We start from the raw sequence: 18,579 nt of genomic DNA, 5'->3' as shown, positions 1-18,579 counted from the left end.
CGAGCATGACAACGATAAAAGGACCAGCAGTATTTTTAGCACAATTTATAAGCGATGAGGCCCCATTTAACTCCCTAGACAGTATTTGTAAATGGGCAGCAGGTTTAGGTTTTAAAGGTATTCAGATGCCAACCTTAGATACAAGATTTATCGATCTTCAAAAAGCTGCTGAAAGCAAAACCTATGCAGATGAACTGAAAGGAAAAATAGCTTCTTATGGCCTAGAAATTACTGAACTTTCTACACACTTACAAGGTCAATTGGTTGCGGTACACCCTGCTTACGATGACCTGTTTGATGCTTTTGCACCAAAAGAAGTACACAAAAATCCAAAAGCAAGAACAGAATGGGCGGTGCAGCAAATGAAATATGCAGCTAAAGCTTCTCAAAACTTAGGTTTAAATGCACATGCTACATTTAGTGGTTCATTATTGTGGCAATATTTCCATCCCTGGCCACAGCGCCCGGCAGGATTGGTTGAAGAAGGTTTTGCAGAATTGGCAAAACGCTGGACACCAATTTTAAACGAATTCGACCAATGTGGCGTCGATGTTTGCTACGAAATACACCCAGGAGAAGATTTATTTGATGGCGAAACCTACGAAATGTTCCTCGCTGCAGTAAATAATCACCCTCGGGCATGCTTATTGTATGATCCATCTCACTTTGTGTTGCAACAATTGGATTACATTCAATACATCGATTTTTACCACGAACGCATAAAAGCGTTCCACGTTAAAGATGCAGAATTTAACCCTACAGGCAAACAAGGCACTTTTGGTGGATACCAGAGTTGGGCAAACCGAGCCGGTCGTTACCGCTCACCAGGTGATGGTCAGGTTGATTTTAAAACCATTTTTAGTAAATTGGCGCAATATGATTTTAAAGGTTGGGCCGTTATGGAATGGGAGTGCTGTATCAAAAACCAGCAAGATGGTGCCCGCGAAGGCGCAGAATTTATTAAAAAGAACATCATTAACGTAACCGATAAAGCATTTGACGATTTTGCAGCATCGGGTAGTGATAGCGCTTTCAATAAAAAAATATTAGGATTATAAGATTAACAAAACACAAAACACACACAGAATGAAAACCTGCATAAGCAACAACGAATAAATATTACCGCTTATGCAAGCTTGAATGCAATTAAAAACAACACAACACACATGAAAAAAACATTTTTAATTTTAGGCGCTGTAGTCATTTTTATGGCGTCGTTTTCAAAAGCCGATTTAACGAAGGAGAAAACTGTGGTTGCGRCAGCAACATTAACCAATCATGCTGCTTTGCAGTCAAACCCAGGTGAAAAACTGATCAACAAATCTGATTGCCTTGGTTGCCATAACAAGACCAACAAAATTATTGGCCCTGCATACGTAGAAGTTGCAAAAAAATATCCGGCTACTGAGAAAAATATCAACATGTTAGCTGATAAGATTATTAAAGGTGGAACGGGAGTTTGGGGCAATATGCCAATGACCGCTCATGCTACACTTAAAAAAGACGATGCAAAATTAATGGTAAAGTATATCTTATCCTTAAAGAAAAAATAATCGACCCAGTTAGCAAATCGATTTACTTATATGAAAACAGAGCAAGAAAATAAAAACACGAGTAACCGCCGTGATTTTATTAAGACCACAGCTATTGCCGCTGCTGCGTTTATGATCGTGCCCCGCCATGTTTTAGGTGGCCCCGGTTATCTGGCACCAAGCGATCGTTTATTGGTTGCCGGTATTGGTGTTGGCGGAAAAGGCCAAAGCGATTTAAGCATGTTTTACAAAAGCGGAAAAGCAGACATTGCTTTTTTATGTGATGTAGACGATCGCCGTGCAGCAAATAGTGTTAAAGCTTTCCCTAAAGCAAAATACTATAAAGATTGGCGCGAAATGTTAGATAAAGAACATAAAAATTTCGACGCTGTATCTGTTTCTACTCCTGATCATAATCATGCTATCCAGGCTTTAGCAGCTATGCAATTGGGCAAACACGTTTATGTGCAGAAACCTTTAACACATGATATTTATGAGGCTCGGATTCTAACCGCTGCTGCAAAAAAATATAAAGTGGTAACCCAAATGGGAAATCAAGGTGCATCAAACGATGGTCCGCGCCAAATGAAAGAATGGTACGAAGCTGGTTTAATTGGCGATGTACATACAGTTTACGCGTGGACTGATAGACCGGTTTGGCCGCAAGGCATTCCTCGCCCTACAAAAAAAGCCGAAATCCCCGCCGAATTGGATTGGAATTTATGGCTAGGTACTGCGCCTGAAAAAGATTATATTGACAAATTGGTTCCTTTTAACTGGCGTGGCTGGTGGGATTATGGCACTGGTGCCTTGGGCGATATGGGTTGTCACTTAATCGAAGCTCCATTTAGCGTATTAAACTTAAAATACGCAAAAGAAGTTCAGGCCAGTGTAGGTTCTGTTTATGTAGATGAATTTAAACGTGGTTATTTCCCTGAAAGCTGCCCTCCATCAAGCCATGTTACCTTGAAATTCCCGAAAACAGATAAAACAAAAGGTGATGTTACCTTACACTGGATGGATGGTGGTATCCAACCAGAACGCCCTGAAGAATTAGAAGCAAACGAAACTTTTGGCGATGGTGGTAATGGTACCTTGTTTATCGGAACTAAAGGTAAAATGATGTCTGAAACGTATAGTGCCAATCCGAAATTATTGCCTTTAAGTAAAAACAAAGACATTAAAGTTGCACCAAAATACGCTCGCGTACCAGATGGTGCAAACGGGCACTATAAACAATGGGTTGAAGCTGCAATTGCAGGTTATGGCAAGCAGGAAGTAAGTTCTCCTTTCGAAATTGCAGGTCCATTAACTGAAGCTTTACTGATGGCAAATTTGGCAATCAGAAGTTTTGATATCCAAAAAACGGTAAACGGCAAAACTACTTACCCAGGCCGGTACACTAAAATGCTTTGGGATAACGACAATATGAAAGTCACCAATTTTGACGAAGCAAACCAGTTTGTAAAACGCGAATACCGCAAAGGCTGGAACAATTTAACGCTTTAATAAAAACACATCTACAAACCTCGCAGGTTTTAAAAACCTGCGAGGTTTAAATTCAAAAAAATGAAAAAAATCTTTCTTTCTGCTTGCATTTTGTTAAGCTTAACACAAATATCAAAGGCCCAAAAGGGCTTTAAGCCACTTTTTGATGGTAAAACAACAACAGGCTGGCATACTTACAACAAAACTACGGTTGGTAGCGCCTGGCAGGTTCAGGATGGTGCCCTTCATTTAGATTTAGCTACTAAAGGTAAAGACGGTGGCGGCGATTTGGTTACTGATAAGGAATACGGCGATTTCCATTTAAAATATGAATGGAAAGTGGCTCCAAAAGCAAATAGCGGTTTAATTTTTTATGTTCACGAAGAACCTAAATACCATGCTACCTATTCTACAGGTTTAGAAATGCAGGTTATTGATAATGATGGCCACCCAGATGGAAAAATCACTAAACACCGTGCCGGCGATTTGTACGATCTGGTAAAAAGTTCATCAGAGCCAGTTAAAGCTGTTGGCGAATGGAATAAAGCAGAAATCATCAGTAAAAAGGGCAAATTAACACTAATTTTAAACGGTGTTGAAGTAGTAAAAACCACGCTTTGGGATGATAACTGGAAAAAAATTGTTGCGGGCAGCAAATTTGCAACATGGGAAAACTGGGGAACTTTTAAAACAGGCAAAATTGCCTTACAAGATCACGGAGATGAGGTTTGGTACAAAAACATCTCTATTAAAGAACTATAATTGAGGTTTAAGGCGTAAGGTAGAAGCTGAAGGTTTCTTGTCTTTCGCTTAAACCAGACATTTGAGTTAGAAAGCGGGAAAGCATAAAGTTTATCCGCTTTCGCATTAACCTTACACCCTATACCTTTAACCTTAAACAACCTTATATAAGCCAAATGAATAGCACTACTCGCTTTAAACTCTCTGCCATGATGTTCCTGGAATTTTTTATCTGGGGCGCCTGGTTTGTAACACTTGGAACTTTCTTAGGAAACAACCTTAAAGCCACGGGCTCAGAAACCGGAGCTGTATTTTCAACCCAATCATGGGGCGCTATCATTGCTCCTTTTATTGTAGGTTTAATTGCCGACAGATATTTTAATGCTGAGCGCATTTTAGGTGTGCTGCACATTGTCGGAGCACTATTGATGTACCAAATGTATAATGCTACAGATGTAAGCATATTTTATCCTTACGTGTTGGGCTACATGATTCTTTTTATGCCAACACTGGCTTTGGTAAACTCAGTTTCTTTCAATCAAATGAAAGATCCGGAGAAAGAGTTTTCATCAATCCGCATATGGGGTACCTTAGGCTGGATTGCTGCAGGTTTATTAATCAGTTATTTCTTCCATTGGGATTCAAAAGAAGGTACAGAAGCTGGCTTATTGAAAAATACTTTCTTAATGGCTGGTATAGTGTCTTTAGTTTTAGGTTTATTCAGCTTTACCTTACCAAAGACCCCACCTAAGGTATCTTCAGACGAAAAAATTACCGTTTCTGATGTATTAGGTCTGGATGCTTTAAAACTTTTGAAAGACAGAAACTTCTTGATTTTCTTTATTTCATCTATTTTGATCTGTATCCCTCTGGCTTTTTACTACCAAAATGCAAATCCATTCCTTTCCAATATCGGTATGGATAACCCTACGGGAAAAATGACGATTGGTCAGGCTTCAGAAGTTATTTTCTTATTATTTATCCCAATATTCTTTAAAAGATTCGGTTTTAAAATGACCATCTTGGTGGGCATGCTGGCTTGGGCAGTACGTTATGCATTATTTGCTTACGGAAATGCAGGCGAACTGAGYTTTATGCTAATTTTAGGAATTGCATTACACGGTGTTTGCTACGATTTCTTTTTCGTTTCAGGACAGATTTATACCAACTCTAAAGCCGGCGAGCGTTTTAAAAGCTCAGCCCAAGGCTTAATTACCTTAGCTACTTACGGCGTAGGTATGTTAATTGGATTTGCCGTAGCAGGTAAAATTTCTGATGCCTACAAAGCAGCAGATGGCGTAATGGACTGGAAAATGATCTGGATTATCCCAGCAGGAATTGCATTAGTGGTATTTTTATTATTTGCATTGGTTTTCAACGATAAATCCAAGGCTGAAATAGAACCTAAAACTGTTTAATATGGCGTCGAACGTAAATAGAAGAAATGCTTTAAAGAACATCATCGCAGGAACTGCTGCGATTGGTGTTTCTTCAGGATTTTCAGCATTAGCAATGGATAAATCAGAATCAGATCAGCCATTAAGGCTAAAAGGAAATATCAATCATGCCGTTTGCCGTTGGTGTTTTAGCGGTTTAGATGTAGAAACGCTTTGTGTTGAAGCTAAAAAGATCGGCATTAAAGGCATTGATTTAGTTGGGCCAAAAGATTGGCCGACTTTAAAGAAACATGGATTAGAATCTACCATGTGTAATGGTGCCGAAATTAATTTAACAGATGGTTTTAACGACGAAAAATTCCACGAAAAGTTAATTCAAAACTATACCGCGATGATTCCACTTGTTGCCGAAGCCGGCTACAAATACTTAATCTGCTTTAGTGGAAGCCGCCGTGGTAAAGATGATGAAACAGGTTGGAACAACTGCGTGAAAGGATTAAAACAGTTAATGCCCTTGGCAGAAAAACACAATGTGGTACTTGTAATGGAGTTGCTAAATAGCAAAATTAACCATAAAGATTACCAGTGCGATAGAACTTCATGGGGCGCTGAACTTTGCAAACGTTTAGGATCTGAAAACTTCAAATTGTTATACGATATCTACCACATGCAAATTGATGAAGGTGATGTAATTAGAAACATCAGAGAATATCATCAATACATCGCCCACTATCACACCGCTGGTGTTCCGGGTAGAAATGAGATAGACGATACACAGGAATTATATTATCCTGCCATCATGAAAGCCATTGCCGAAACTGGCTTTAAAGGTTTCGTTGCACAAGAATTTATACCTAAAAATGCAGATAAAATAGCCTCTCTAAAAAAGGCAGTTTCTATTTGCGACATCTAAAAATATACCTATGTTATCAAGAAGAAGTTTTATTTTAAACAGTAGTATGGCTGCAGCTGCAGCACTTTTGGTTCCATCATTTGCTTGTGTGGCTTCCGATAAAAAATCAGTTGGTCTGCAGTTATATTCTTTAAGAGATGAACTTCCGAAAGATGTAAAAGGCACCATAGCTAAAGTGGCAAAAGCAGGCTTTAAAGAGGTAGAAACCTACGGTTTTTCGATAAAGGATCAATTTTGGGGCTTAACACCAGCCGAATTCAAAAAATTGCTTGATGATAACGGATTAACTGCACCAAGCGGTCACTACGGTTTAGGCAGCTATTTAACCGATGGAAACACTGAAGAATTAAAAGCAGCAATTGCTGCTGCCAAAGTGCTTGGAAGCGAATATGTAACCATTCCCTGGTTAGATGAAAGCATTAGAAAAAGTGCCGACGACTACAAAAAAATTGCGGTTAAAATTAACGAAGCCGGAAAATTGGCCAAAGAAGCGGGTATCAGGTTAGCTTACCACAACCATAATTTCGAATTCGAGAAACAAGGTGATACCACTGGTTACGAAATCCTGCTAAACCCAATGGAATCTGTTGCAGCGAGCTGTGCATACATTAAAAAAGAAATTATTTAAATTTAAGAGATGAATTCAAGAAGAACATTCTTAAAACAGGCAGGATTAGCTGCCGGAGCGGTATTATTAATTCCGTCGTTTGCCTTTGATAAAGTAAATAAAAATATTGGCTTACAACTATACTCTTTACGTAATGAGCTGCCAAAAGATGTAAAAGGCATTATCGAAAAAGTGGCACAAGCCGGATACAAAGAAGTAGAAACCTATGGTTTTTCTAATGGAAAATTTTGGGGCTTAACCCCAAAAGAATTTAAAGCATTATTAAATGCAAACGGTTTAAAAGCACCAAGCGGACATTACGGAATGGATGAATTTTCAAAAACCGGAAAAACCGATAAGTTAAAAGCCGATATCGAATCTTCAGCAGCAATTGGTGGTAAATACTTTACCATTGCTGGTGCACACGTAGATATGAGCAAAGGAGTAGATGGCTTTAAGAAAACCGCTGATGATTTTAATAAGGTTGCCGAAATTGCAAAAGCATCTGGTTTAAAATTCGCCTACCACAACCACGATTTCGAATTTAAAAAATTAGGTGATACTACCGGTTACGATGTTTACTTAAGCGAAACCGATAAAAATCTGGTAAATTTCGAAATGGATTTATACTGGGTGGTACGCTCAGGTAACGATCCGTTAGCTTTGTTCAAAAAATATCCAGGCCGTTTCCCAATGTGGCATGTTAAAGATATGGACAAAGCCAAACCTGAATGGAATACCGAGGTAGGTAAAGGTTCTATTGATTTTAAAAGCATTTTTGCTCAGGCAAAACTTTCAGGCATGCAACATTTCTTTGTAGAGCACGAAACCAATTACCAACCTGATCCAGTTGGTTCGATCAAAACAAGCTGTGATTATATCAAAGCCAATTTGATTTAAAACTTATCCAAACCTCGCAGGTTTCGAAAACCTGCGAGGTTTAAATCTCTCCGATCGTCATGCTGAATTTAGTTCAGCATCTTTCTTATGAAACAGACCCTGAAATAAATTCAGGGTGACGCCTCATACTAGTTGTAGTGCTCTCTACAACCTAAGGTTATCATATACCTTCTCATTTAATACCCATCAAGTACAACTAAATCGAATTATGCCTAATCTTTTTAACCTTATTTTCTACTGAAAAAGTAAGATTTTAAATATTAAAAGCAAATTTAATTGGTAACAATGGGGATATAAGCTTAATTTTTAGCATATTTGGGCTTATATCAAATGTTTAATAATATATAATTAAAATTTAAAATGAAAGTAGCAGTAGTAGGTGCCACCGGATTGGTAGGCACTGTCATGTTAAAAGTATTGGAGGAAAGAAATTTCCCTTTAACAGAGTTGATTCCCGTAGCATCAGAAAAGAGTGTTGGCAAGGAAATTACTTTTAAGGGTAAGAAGTTCCCAATTGTTAGCATGGATACTGCAATCAGCATGAAACCAGATATCGCTTTGTTTTCAGCAGGTGGAAATACTTCGTTAGAGCATGCTCCACGTTTTAAAGAAGCCGGAACAACTGTTATCGATAACTCTTCTGCATGGAGAATGGATCCTGCAATTAAATTAATTGTACCAGAAGTTAATGCACACGAACTCTCTATCGATAACAAAATCATTGCTAACCCGAACTGTTCTACCATTCAAATGGTTGTGGTTTTAAAACCTTTGCACGATAAATACAAAATTAAACGTGTAATCGTTTCTACTTATCAATCAGTTACGGGTACAGGTGTTAAAGCCGTTGAGCAATTAATGAACGAGCGTAAAGGCATTGATGGCCCTAAAGCTTATCCATACGAAATTGATTTGAATGTTCTTCCACATATTGATGTTTTCACAGATAACGGATATACCAAAGAAGAAATGAAAATGGTTAAGGAAACGAACAAAATCATGAGCGACGATAGCATTAAAGTTACCGCTACCACAGTTCGTATCCCGGTAATGGGTGGTCACTCAGAATCGGTAAACATCGAGTTCGAAAATGACTTCGATTTAGCTGAAGTGCGAAGTATTTTAGAAAAAGCACCAGGCATAATCGTTGTTGATGATGTTGCCAACTTAAAATACCCAATGCCAAAAGATGCTCATGAAAAAGATGAAGTTTTTGTAGGCCGTATCCGTAGAGACGAATCGGCGCCTAAAGCTTTAAATCTTTGGATTGTTGCAGATAACTTGCGCAAAGGCGCGGCAACCAATGCCGTTCAGATTGCCGAATATCTAATTCAGAAAGAATTAGTTTAATTAATAACCTCAAGAGAAGTCCCCCGGTGTAAAAATCGGGGGACTTTTTTTATACCCGCTCTCCACCATGAAACATATTCCAATCGCTTTAATATATTCCAGGTTACTGATTGGTTTTATAATAATTCTATTAAGCTTTTTCCACGTCAATCATTATTCTTTTCTTGCAATCACATTATTATCGATCGGTTTATTAACAGATGTATTTGATGGAATAATAGCCAGAAAACTCAATATCTCCTCCGAAAAATTACGACGTTTAGACTCCAGTATTGATCAGGTATTTTTTATCTCGGTTGCGGTTGCTACTTATATCCAATGTCCTGATTTTTTCAAAGTCAACTTGGTAAAACTGATTGTCCTTGGTTCTTTCGAAGTTTCAACCTATGCATTAAGTTATATCAAATTCAGAAAAGAAATCGCTACCCATTCTATCGGCGCTAAAATCTGGACGTTGACTATATTTGCCACTTTGGTCGAAATTATAGTGCATTGCGAATCGGTTGTATTATTTGAAATTTGCTTTTGGCTCGGATTGGCAACCCGAATAGAAATACTTGCCATCGTTTTCACGCTAAAAAAATGGACCAACGATGTACCTACCATCTATCATGCAGTAAAGCTAAGGCAGGGAAAAGAAATTAAACGTAACAAGCTGTTTAATGGATAATTTGCTGCGACATAAAAACTAAAAAAAAGATTATAATCACTAAATTATAATGTTAAAGCAATTGGTACAAAAAACAGAACTTCCCTTTGTTTTTCTTAATTGTGATGAAGCCAATGTTCGCACCGCATTAACAGACATTAGCATTGAGCGACTAAAATCAATCGTCGGTTCAAATAAATTCATTTTTATCGACGAAGCCCAACGGGTTGCGAATATCGGTTTAACATTAAAATTAATCGTAGATAATTTTACCAATGTGCAACTTTTGGTTACAGGCTCTTCATCATTAGATCTGGCTGTTGGTATAAAAGAATCGCTAACGGGAAGAAAATTTGAATATCATCTTTTTCCTTTTTCGGTAGCAGAGCTTGTTGATGATACCAATATCCTTACCGAAGAACAGGCATTGGAAAAAAGATTGATCTATGGCTCTTATCCCGATGCGATTAATTATCCAGGAGAAGAAAAAGAACTCTTAATGAATTTGGCCAATAGTTATCTTTTTAAAGATATTTTATCACTTACAGGCATCAGAAAGCCTTTGCAGCTCGAAAAATTAGTGCAGGCCTTAGCCTTGCAAATTGGTAATGAGGTTTCGTATACCGAGCTTGGCCAGATGATTGAAGCCGATAAACTAACCGTTGAGCGTTATATCGATTTATTAGAGCAATGTTTTGTTGTATTTAGGCTGGGGGCATACAGTAGTAACCTACGGAATGAAATAAAAAAGAGCAAAAAAATATATTTCTATGATACTGGGATCCGCAATGCAGTGATCGAAAACTTTAGTATGCTTGCGCTGAGGCAGGATGCTGGTCAGCTTTTTGAAAATTATATCGTTTCGGAATACATAAAAGCAAGTAATAACAAAAGAAAACATGCTAAATATCATTTCTGGCGAAGCTTTCAACAGCAGGAAATTGATTTAATAGAAGAAATTGATGGAAAAATAAATGCCATAGAGATAAAATGGAACGAGAATAAAAAAGTGAGGTTTCCATCAACGTTTTTAGATGCATATCCCACAAACGATACAAACGTTATAAACAAATCTAACTATACTAATTTTCTGATATAAAATAATCTTTGCCTTACATGAAATTTTTCAAAATATTAACCTTATTTCTTTTCTCAGGCATAGCTGCAATTGCTCAAAATCGAATTCAGAACCTCGAAAAAGCCTTCGATAATTTATTAAATGATGAGCAGGCAAAACATGCCATTGCTTCACTTTGCGTTTTAGATGCCAATACAGGTAAAACACTTTATGCCAAAAATGAGCAGATCGGCCTGGCTACGGCTTCAACCTTAAAAACCATAACTGCAGCCACGGCTTTCAGTATTTTAGGGAAGGATTTTCAATTCCAAACCACATTGGCCTATACTGGAACAATTACTACAGATGGAATATTAAAAGGAAACCTGATCATTATTGGCAGTGGCGATCCAACTTTGGGCTCCTGGCGATATCAGAACAAAGAGAATGCTGTTTTAACACAATGGGTTACTGCAGTAAAATCTGCAGGAATCAAAAAAATTGAAGGCACAATAATTGGCGACGATCGCATTTTTGGCACACAAACAACGCCTGAGGGTTGGGTTTGGCAGGATATTGGCAATTATTATGGTGCCGGGACTTCTGGCTTAGCCTGGCGCGAAAATCAATTTGATATTCATTTGAAACCTGGAAGTAGTACAGCAGATGAAGTTAAGGTAGTAAAAACAGTTCCGGCAACGCCTTATGTACAGATCATAAATGAACTAAAAACCGGAAGTCCGGGTTCTGGCGATAGAAGTTACGCTTTTCTTCCACCTTACAGTAATATTGCTTACCTCCGCGGAAGCTGGGGAATAGGCATTGCCAAAACAGGCATTTCTGTAGCCCTCCCCGACCCTGCTTTTGATTGCGCTTACCGTTTACAGGATACTTTAAAAAGATTGGGTATTTCGACTGGTCAGCAAGCCACAACGGCAAGGTTAATGACCTTGAACAATCAGGTCATTCCTTCGCTTACACAGAAAATAAGCACCATCAGTTCGCCTAATTTAAGCGAGATGGCCTACTGGTTTTTAAAGAAAAGCATCAATTTATATGGCGAGTCATTTTTAAAAACCATTGCGATAAAATCAGGCAAAGCAGGTACAACAAGTAAAGGAGCGGAAACCGAAATCAATTTCTGGGCCGATAAAGGCATTGATAAAACGGCATTAAACATTATTGATGGTAGCGGACTTTCTCCGGGAGATAGAATAACAACTTCGGCAATGGCGGATATACTTTTCCAGATCCAGAAAGAAAACTGGTTCGCAGATTATTATAAGGCCTTACCCGAGTACAATGGTATGAAAATTAAAAGTGGAACAATAAATGATGTTTCGGCATTTGCAGGCTATCATACTGATGCTGCAGGTAATAAATATGTAATCGTTATTAACATCAATAACTATAGTGGAAGCGGGATTAACAAAAAGCTGTTCAGGGTATTAGATGAACTGAAGTAATAGAAAAACTTCGATTAAAATATATCATTTGGCCACATATACATCCGCGCAGTCACCTTGATCCAATAGCTATCGGATCAGCACGGCGATGGTAGTAGGTAAATCTTTTCATCAAATACCGATACAATTATTATTCAAATAATTTCTCCTAAATACCATCCAAGCCACAATAAAATTCAACGGAATAAGGATTAATCCGAAGCCAAACATGATAAATACATAAAAAAGGAAAAACAGACTAAAAACCCATATCAAAAATCCTTTAACCTGTATTGCATTTAACAAAAGTAAGCTTCTAAATAACAGAATCGCAGAAAAGGTAAATGCGATTAACCCAAACGATGTTAAAATACCAAAGTTGGTAAATATCCAACAGATTTCGGGCAGTAATAAAACGAGATAGTTTAAACAAAAACTAAAAAATACTTTTTCTTTAGTAAAAGGAAAATTTGGCAAGAAAGACAAGTATCTATTATTAAAAACCTTCTCCTGATAAATGAGCACCACATGTGCCACAATAATACAGGAGGTAACAAGCATCAATAATCTTGAATCATCTTTAAGATCAGCAAAAACTACCAACACACTCGAAATCAGCACCCACGAAAGCAGTTTGGTGAGCGCATAAGCCAATTTCGCCTGATTGAAAACCTGAAAACTATATAACAAAAAAACAGGTTTGCTCCATTTTCTGCTAACCCTGAGTAACCAATTTGGCTTGTTAGCTTCTATTAAACGGTTACTTTCTTTAAGGTATATATAAGCGCCTGCTAAAACCAGAAGCAATTGAAAAAATAAAATCCCGATAGAAATAAGATAATATCCAAATACAATTCCAATGCTTATGACGTATAGCGTATAACACAATACAGGGATAAATATGCAGGTCTGCACTACACACCAGGCCATAAACTGCTGTTTTTTGGTTGACGACGTGAAACTATAATACAGAAACTCTTGCTGGGGCAAAACAAGTTGACTTAAGACGTATTTTAAGCTTTTGTAAGCATACAATGTGCTACCTATAAGATAGAAAGTCATCATTAGTGGATTACTCACCAAACTAATGGTAAAGAAAAACTGCCAGAAATCAATCTGGTCGGGCCAAACCGTGCCCAGGGTATTGATAAACAAACAGTAACTGATCAACATCACAAAGATGAATACCAACATAGCTGCATGGGTACGGTAAAAACCATCAACAAATATTTTCTTTAAGGCGGTATTTGAAAGCAACGACATTAAAAATTCAGTATTATTTTTTTATCTTGAATATTGATCTGTTGAAGTCCGGGCAATTTTAACTCATCTAATGGCTGATGTGAGGAAAGTAAAAAACTGATTTTTTCATTTTGGCACTTTTCATTAATCCAGCGGTATAATATCTCCAAAGATTCTACATCGATCGTATTTAAAGGCTCGTCTAATAAGATCAATTTAGGTTGCCCTAAAAAAGCCAAAACCAACGACAACTTTTTTAACATGCCACTAGAATATGAACCCAATGGATTATGAATGTAAGGCTCCATACCCATTTCAGCAATTAAGATCTTTGCTTGATCAGAAACAGCCCCCTTGGCTTTAGCGAAAAGATCAACCATTTCAAATCCGGTCAAAAATTCGGGGTACAGTGGTTCGGCCTCGGCAAAATTTACAAGCTTTCGATAGGAAACACCATGATCTTTTAAATAAATAGTACTTATCGCGATATCACCTTCGAAAGACAATATTCCTGCAATTGCTTTCAAGAGGGTACTTTTCCCCGAACCGTTACTTCCTTTTATCCAGAAAATGCCTTCGGGAATTTTAATATTATCTATCTTTAAAACAAGATGATTGAAATAAGATTTTTCAAATTGATTGAAGTGTAACATAAAAGCATTTTGTTTCTGACTTTAGTTTTAATGAAAAGTTACAAAGCACAATCATCTTGATAAAATCATACACAATGCAATTAATTTTACGCCCTTACCAACCAAGTGATGTTGAAAGTTTGGTTAAACATGCCAACAATTTCAATATTTCGAAATATTTAACCAATAAATTCCCTTTTCCTTATGAGAAAAAAGATRGCGAGGCTTTTATTCAACTCGCACTGAGTCATGATCCCTTACAAATCAAGGCCATTGTGTTAAACGATGAAGTAATTGGATCGATTGGTGTGCATCAACTGGCCGATATTTACAGCAAAAGTGCAGAAATAGGCTATTGGATTGCTGAGGATTTTTGGGGCAAAGGCATTGTTCCGCTTGCCATAAAAGAAATGCTTAAATATGGTTTCGAAACATTTGATATTGAAAGAATTTTCGCACGGACTACACATACGAACCTGGCCTCGCAGCAGGTTTTAAAGAAATCGGGCTTTATTTTCGAGGCAGCGCTAAAAGATACTATTTTTAAAAATGGCGAATATTTTGATGAATTCATTTTTGGATTTAGGAAACACCAGCTAGGCAGAGAACAGCATTAAAACATTTTGTTAAACTCGAAGCTTATTGCGTAAATTCGTGTAAACCAAAAACAACAAAGCAATGAAAATATCGATCAAATCAGTAATGCTGTTTGTTGCACTTTTAGGTGCAGCAGATTTCGCAAATGCCCAGGGAGCCAAGTTTCCACAACCGAGTAGCGGGCAAACCATTATCCAGGATTTTGGATTAGGCAAAATAACTTTAACCTACTCTCGTCCGAATGTTAAAGGCCGCAAAATTTTTGGCGGCATGGAGCCAATGGGCGTAGTTTGGCGTAACGGGGCAAATGCGGCCACACGTATTAAATTTACCGATGCCGTTAAAATTGAAGGCAAAGATCTGCCTGCTGGTGAATATGGCCTGTTCAGCATTCCAGGCAAAAATGAGTGGACGGTTATTTTCAGCAAAACGCCCGATCAATGGGGTGCCTACGCATATAAGGAAAGTGATGATGTGCTTCGTGTAAAAGTAAAAACAACAGCTTTAAAAGATAAAGTAGAAACCCTTAGCATGCAGTTTTCGGCTGTTAGCGAAACTTCGGCGCAGTTAAATATGATGTGGGAGAATAGTGCTTATGCCATCAATATTACAACTTCTATCGATGAAAAAGTAATGGCAAATATTGCTGAAGCGATGAAGGGCGAAAAAAAACCTTACTTTAATTCGGCATTGTATTATTATCAAAATGGAAAAGATTTAAAAACAGCTTTAGAATGGATGACGGAAGCAGAAAAATCAGATCCTAAAGCACCCTGGTTTAAATTATGGAAAGGCCGTATCCAATTGAAAATGGGCGATAAAGCGGGAGCATCAGCTACTGCGCAGCAAGGTATAGACGCTGCAAAGGCACAAAAGATTGATGAATATGTACGCCTCAATTCTGAACTTTTGGCCGAAGCTAAAAAATAAAGAGATTAAAATATTTTATAAAACCGTTGGAGTTGATTCAACGGTTTTTTTATGAGGCTATAAATAACATTGTCATGCTGAGGCACGAAGCATCTGTTCCATAGCTTGCAGATGCTTCGTACCTCAGCATGACAGAATACCAATATTAACTTAAAATTAACCACTGATTAACTTGAACAACTATCATAACATTAACCCTTAAAACACTTTATTTATTTAAAAATAATACTAACTTTGATGTTGCGCTTAGTAATTGTATTTTATACACTAAGCAGGTTAAAAAATCAATAAAAAATCAAATAAAAATGAGCATAATCGTTAATGTCCATGCCAGACAAATTCTCGATTCGAGAGGCAATCCAACAGTAGAAGTAGAAGTTGTAACAGAAGCAGGTGCTTTTGGCCGTGCAGCTGTACCAAGCGGTGCATCTACTGGACAATATGAGGCTGTTGAATTACGTGATGGGGATAAATCTACATATTTAGGTAAAGGTGTTTTAAAAGCTGTAGAAAATGTAAATACTAAAATTGCTGATGCATTAAGAGGTATTGATGTTTTTGAGCAAAATACAATTGATAAAATCATGTTAGACCTGGATGGTACCGAAAACAAAGGTAACTTAGGTGCTAACGCAATTTTAGGTGTTTCTTTGGCTGCTGCTAAAGCTGCTGCTGATGAAATCGGTCAACCATTATACCGTTACATTGGTGGTGTTAATGCAAACACTTTACCAATTCCGATGATGAACATCATTAACGGTGGTTCTCACTCTGATGCACCTATCGCTTTTCAGGAATTTATGATTATGCCAGTTGGCGCACCTTCTTTCTCTGAAGCTTTACGTTGGGGAACTGAAGTTTTCCATAGCTTGAAAAAAATTCTTCACGATAGAGGTTTATCTACTGCAGTAGGTGACGAAGGTGGTTTTGCACCAACTTTTGACGGTACTGAAGATGCAATTGAAACTGTATTAAAAGCAATTGAAACTGCTGGTTACAAACCAGGTTCTCAAATCTGTTTAGCTTTAGACTGTGCATCATCTGAGTTCTACAAAGATGGCAAATACGACTATACTAAATTTGAAGGCGCCACTGGGGTAATTCGTTCAAGCGAAGAGCAGGCACAATATTTAGCTGATCTTTCTGCAAAATATCCAATTATCTCTATTGAAGATGGTATGGATGAAAACGATTGGACTGGCTGGAAAAGCTTAACCGATAAAATTGGTGACCATGTTCAATTGGTTGGTGATGATTTATTTGTAACTAACGTAACCCGTTTACAACGTGGTATTGATGAGGCTACTGCTAACTCAATCCTAGTAAAAGTAAACCAGATCGGTTCCTTAACTGAAACCATCAATGCGGTAACTTTAGCACAAAACAATGGCTATACTTCGGTAATGAGTCACCGTTCTGGCGAAACTGAAGATGTTACGATAGCTGATTTAGCTGTTGCATTAAACTGCGGACAGATTAAAACTGGTTCTGCATCACGTTCAGACAGGATTGCTAAATACAATCAATTATTACGTATTGAAGAAGAATTAGGTGAAAACGCTCGTTTCATTGGTTCAAAATTCAAATACGCTAAGAAATAATTTATAGTATTGGGTTTAAACCCAATGCTATAATGTTAACAAGTTGAAAAACTTATTTGCGAAACATCCGGAGATTTTAAATCTTCGGATGTTTTTATTTTAATACTATATTTGTTTGTTGGATTCGGGTTTTCTCAAATCTCACATCTAAAATCTCATATCAATATATGAAACGTTTAATAGATCTTTTCCGAAATAAATATTTCCTTGCTACTGTCGCTTTTGCGATGTGGATGCTATTTTTCGACAAAAACGATATGATGTCGCAATACGAGTACCGCAGTCAGGCCAATAAACTGCAGGAAGAAAAAGAATATTTCGAGAAAGAAACCGCCCAGGTTAAAAAAGATTTAAACGAACTGAATACCAATCTGAATACGGCTGAAAAATTTGCCCGCGAAAAATACTTCATGAAAAAAGATAATGAAGATGTTTTTGTGATTATCCAGGAAGAGAAGAAGGATTAGTTTTCAGTTGGCAGTGCTCAGTTAACAGGTTGAGGTTAGCAATTTCAACAATAGAACAATCCATTTCCAGTTAACCGATTAACCAATTCAAACAGTTAACCTATCTAATGCTTCACATCCTCTACATTATTGCCATAACCGCCGAAGCCATGACTGCTGCACTTTCTGCGGGCAGACGTGATATGGATTGGGTTGGTGTTTGCATTATTGCCTGGGTTACAGCATTAGGCGGCGGAACAGTTAGAAATGTATTATTTGGCCATTACCCAATGAGCTGGGTAGAACATCCAGAATATTTGGTAATTACTGCAGTAGCAGCCTTACTCGCTGCATTTATTGCCTCGATTATGACTAAACTCAAAAAACTTTTCCTTTATCTTGATGCTTTAGGTTTGGTGGTTTTCACGATTATTGGCTGTCAGGTTGCACAGGAAATCCATTTACCTTATTTAATTGTACTTTTTAGCGGAATGATTACTGGTTGTGCTGGCGGGGTACTTCGTGATGTACTCTGCAACGAAGTTCCATTTCTTTTTAGAAAAGAGATTTATGCCAGCGCAGCGATAGTCACCGGCGCGGTTTATATCGGCATAGAGCATTTTCATGGAAGCGAGATGCTGGCTACTATTTTAGCAGCCGTAGTTGGATTAGCCCTAAGATTACTTTCTATCCGCTTCGAATGGCACATGCCTAAGTTCGTTTATCGTGATGAATGGCATTGATTCAGTTGGAAGTTTTCAACTTAGAGCTTTTTTCCGTGGTGTCAGGTGTTACCACCTGACACTTTCAAATTATTTGAACACCATTCATTATTCTCCAATTTAAGGATTATTTATCAGTCAGATGGTAACATCTGACTACACATCTATCAACGGATACAATCAATCAAAAATATTTCTATAATCAATTATTTTAACAACATTATCCCGAGTACCTAAGTAAAAAGCAGCACTGCTGTATCTATAATTTTCGGGATACTCACTCAAATTCCAATGAGATTGCAACGGGTTCTGATGAATATATTCCAATTT

General features: G+C 37.6%; 19 protein-coding genes. 17 read left to right on the top strand and 2 right to left on the bottom strand.

From position 1 onward, the window contains the following. Positions 1–5: 5 nt before the first annotated feature. From AC1DND_RS08560 to dacB, 12 genes are all read left to right on the top strand, one after another. On the top strand, positions 6–1,058 hold the full coding sequence (locus tag AC1DND_RS08560; RefSeq protein ID WP_029274021.1) for a sugar phosphate isomerase/epimerase family protein: 1,053 nt from the start codon (positions 6–8) through the stop codon (positions 1,056–1,058). Positions 1,059–1,166: 108 nt separating this feature from the next. Beyond that, positions 1,167–1,553 (top strand): c-type cytochrome, encoded by a 387-nt coding sequence (locus AC1DND_RS08555; protein WP_477580781.1) that lies wholly within the window; start codon positions 1,167–1,169, stop codon positions 1,551–1,553. A 30-nt stretch (positions 1,554–1,583) separates the two neighbouring features. Continuing rightward, positions 1,584–3,041 (top strand): Gfo/Idh/MocA family protein, encoded by a 1,458-nt coding sequence (locus tag AC1DND_RS08550; RefSeq protein ID WP_477580779.1) that lies wholly within the window; start codon positions 1,584–1,586, stop codon positions 3,039–3,041. 60 nt (positions 3,042–3,101) lie between these two features. Beyond that, positions 3,102–3,782, top strand: a complete 681-nt coding sequence (locus tag AC1DND_RS08545; protein ID WP_477580777.1) for a 3-keto-disaccharide hydrolase — start codon at positions 3,102–3,104, stop codon at positions 3,780–3,782. Positions 3,783–3,937: 155 nt separating this feature from the next. Then, positions 3,938–5,179, top strand: coding sequence for a nucleoside permease (locus AC1DND_RS08540; protein ID WP_477580775.1), 1,242 nt, complete (start codon positions 3,938–3,940; stop codon positions 5,177–5,179). A 1-nt stretch (position 5,180) separates the two neighbouring features. Beyond that, a complete protein-coding gene (locus AC1DND_RS08535; RefSeq protein ID WP_477580773.1) occupies positions 5,181–6,071 on the top strand; it encodes a hydroxypyruvate isomerase family protein in 891 nt (296 codons plus the stop codon). Positions 6,072–6,081: 10 nt separating this feature from the next. Beyond that, entirely contained in the window at positions 6,082–6,699 is a 618-nt protein-coding gene (locus AC1DND_RS08530) for a sugar phosphate isomerase/epimerase family protein (RefSeq protein ID WP_477580771.1), read from the top strand. A 9-nt stretch (positions 6,700–6,708) separates the two neighbouring features. Beyond that, on the top strand, positions 6,709–7,578 hold the full coding sequence (locus AC1DND_RS08525) for a TIM barrel protein (protein WP_477580769.1): 870 nt from the start codon (positions 6,709–6,711) through the stop codon (positions 7,576–7,578). Between the two features lie 360 nt (positions 7,579–7,938). Continuing rightward, the gene (locus AC1DND_RS08520; RefSeq protein WP_029274013.1) at positions 7,939–8,928 is read left to right on the top strand and encodes an aspartate-semialdehyde dehydrogenase; all 990 of its coding nucleotides are present in this window, start codon (positions 7,939–7,941) and stop codon (positions 8,926–8,928) included. Between the two features lie 67 nt (positions 8,929–8,995). Next, complete coding sequence (locus AC1DND_RS08515) at positions 8,996–9,598, top strand: CDP-alcohol phosphatidyltransferase family protein (protein WP_477580766.1); 603 nt, start codon at positions 8,996–8,998, stop codon at positions 9,596–9,598. A gap of 49 nt (positions 9,599–9,647) precedes the next feature. After that, positions 9,648–10,676 (top strand): ATP-binding protein, encoded by a 1,029-nt coding sequence (locus AC1DND_RS08510; RefSeq protein WP_477580764.1) that lies wholly within the window; start codon positions 9,648–9,650, stop codon positions 10,674–10,676. 17 nt (positions 10,677–10,693) lie between these two features. Next, on the top strand, positions 10,694–12,100 hold the full coding sequence (gene dacB / locus AC1DND_RS08505) for a D-alanyl-D-alanine carboxypeptidase/D-alanyl-D-alanine endopeptidase (protein ID WP_477580762.1): 1,407 nt from the start codon (positions 10,694–10,696) through the stop codon (positions 12,098–12,100). A 111-nt stretch (positions 12,101–12,211) separates the two neighbouring features. Here dacB and AC1DND_RS08500 read toward each other — a convergent pair whose 3' ends face one another. Both AC1DND_RS08500 and AC1DND_RS08495 read right to left on the bottom strand, forming a co-directional pair. Next, positions 12,212–13,342, bottom strand: coding sequence for a hypothetical protein (locus AC1DND_RS08500; protein ID WP_477580760.1), 1,131 nt, complete (start codon positions 13,340–13,342; stop codon positions 12,212–12,214). Next, positions 13,342–13,974, bottom strand: a complete 633-nt coding sequence (locus AC1DND_RS08495) for an ABC transporter ATP-binding protein (RefSeq protein ID WP_477580758.1) — start codon at positions 13,972–13,974, stop codon at positions 13,342–13,344. Before AC1DND_RS08495 ends, AC1DND_RS08500 begins: the two co-directional genes overlap by 1 nt. Positions 13,975–14,048: 74 nt before the next feature. On the opposite strand from AC1DND_RS08495, the gene AC1DND_RS08490 reads away from it, so the two are divergent. From AC1DND_RS08490 to AC1DND_RS08470, 5 genes are all read left to right on the top strand, one after another. Then, positions 14,049–14,570 carry a GNAT family N-acetyltransferase gene (locus AC1DND_RS08490; RefSeq protein ID WP_477580756.1) on the top strand — a complete coding sequence of 174 codons (522 nt, stop codon included), beginning with the start codon at positions 14,049–14,051 and terminating at the stop codon, positions 14,568–14,570. Between the two features lie 61 nt (positions 14,571–14,631). Beyond that, positions 14,632–15,480, top strand: coding sequence for a DUF2911 domain-containing protein (locus AC1DND_RS08485; RefSeq protein WP_477580754.1), 849 nt, complete (start codon positions 14,632–14,634; stop codon positions 15,478–15,480). Positions 15,481–15,785: 305 nt separating this feature from the next. After that, complete coding sequence (gene eno / locus AC1DND_RS08480) at positions 15,786–17,081, top strand: phosphopyruvate hydratase (RefSeq protein ID WP_029278432.1); 1,296 nt, start codon at positions 15,786–15,788, stop codon at positions 17,079–17,081. Positions 17,082–17,248: 167 nt separating this feature from the next. Further along, on the top strand, positions 17,249–17,548 hold the full coding sequence (locus AC1DND_RS08475) for an FtsB family cell division protein (RefSeq protein ID WP_025145767.1): 300 nt from the start codon (positions 17,249–17,251) through the stop codon (positions 17,546–17,548). A gap of 107 nt (positions 17,549–17,655) precedes the next feature. Next, the gene (locus AC1DND_RS08470) at positions 17,656–18,270 is read left to right on the top strand and encodes a trimeric intracellular cation channel family protein (RefSeq protein ID WP_215131366.1); all 615 of its coding nucleotides are present in this window, start codon (positions 17,656–17,658) and stop codon (positions 18,268–18,270) included. The last annotated feature ends 309 nt before the right edge of the window (positions 18,271–18,579 follow it).

The organism is Pedobacter sp. 01N416 (assembly GCF_056399685.1).
The sequence above is the reverse complement of the archived record's forward strand: the minus strand, read 5'-3'. Positions and strand labels throughout refer to the sequence as shown.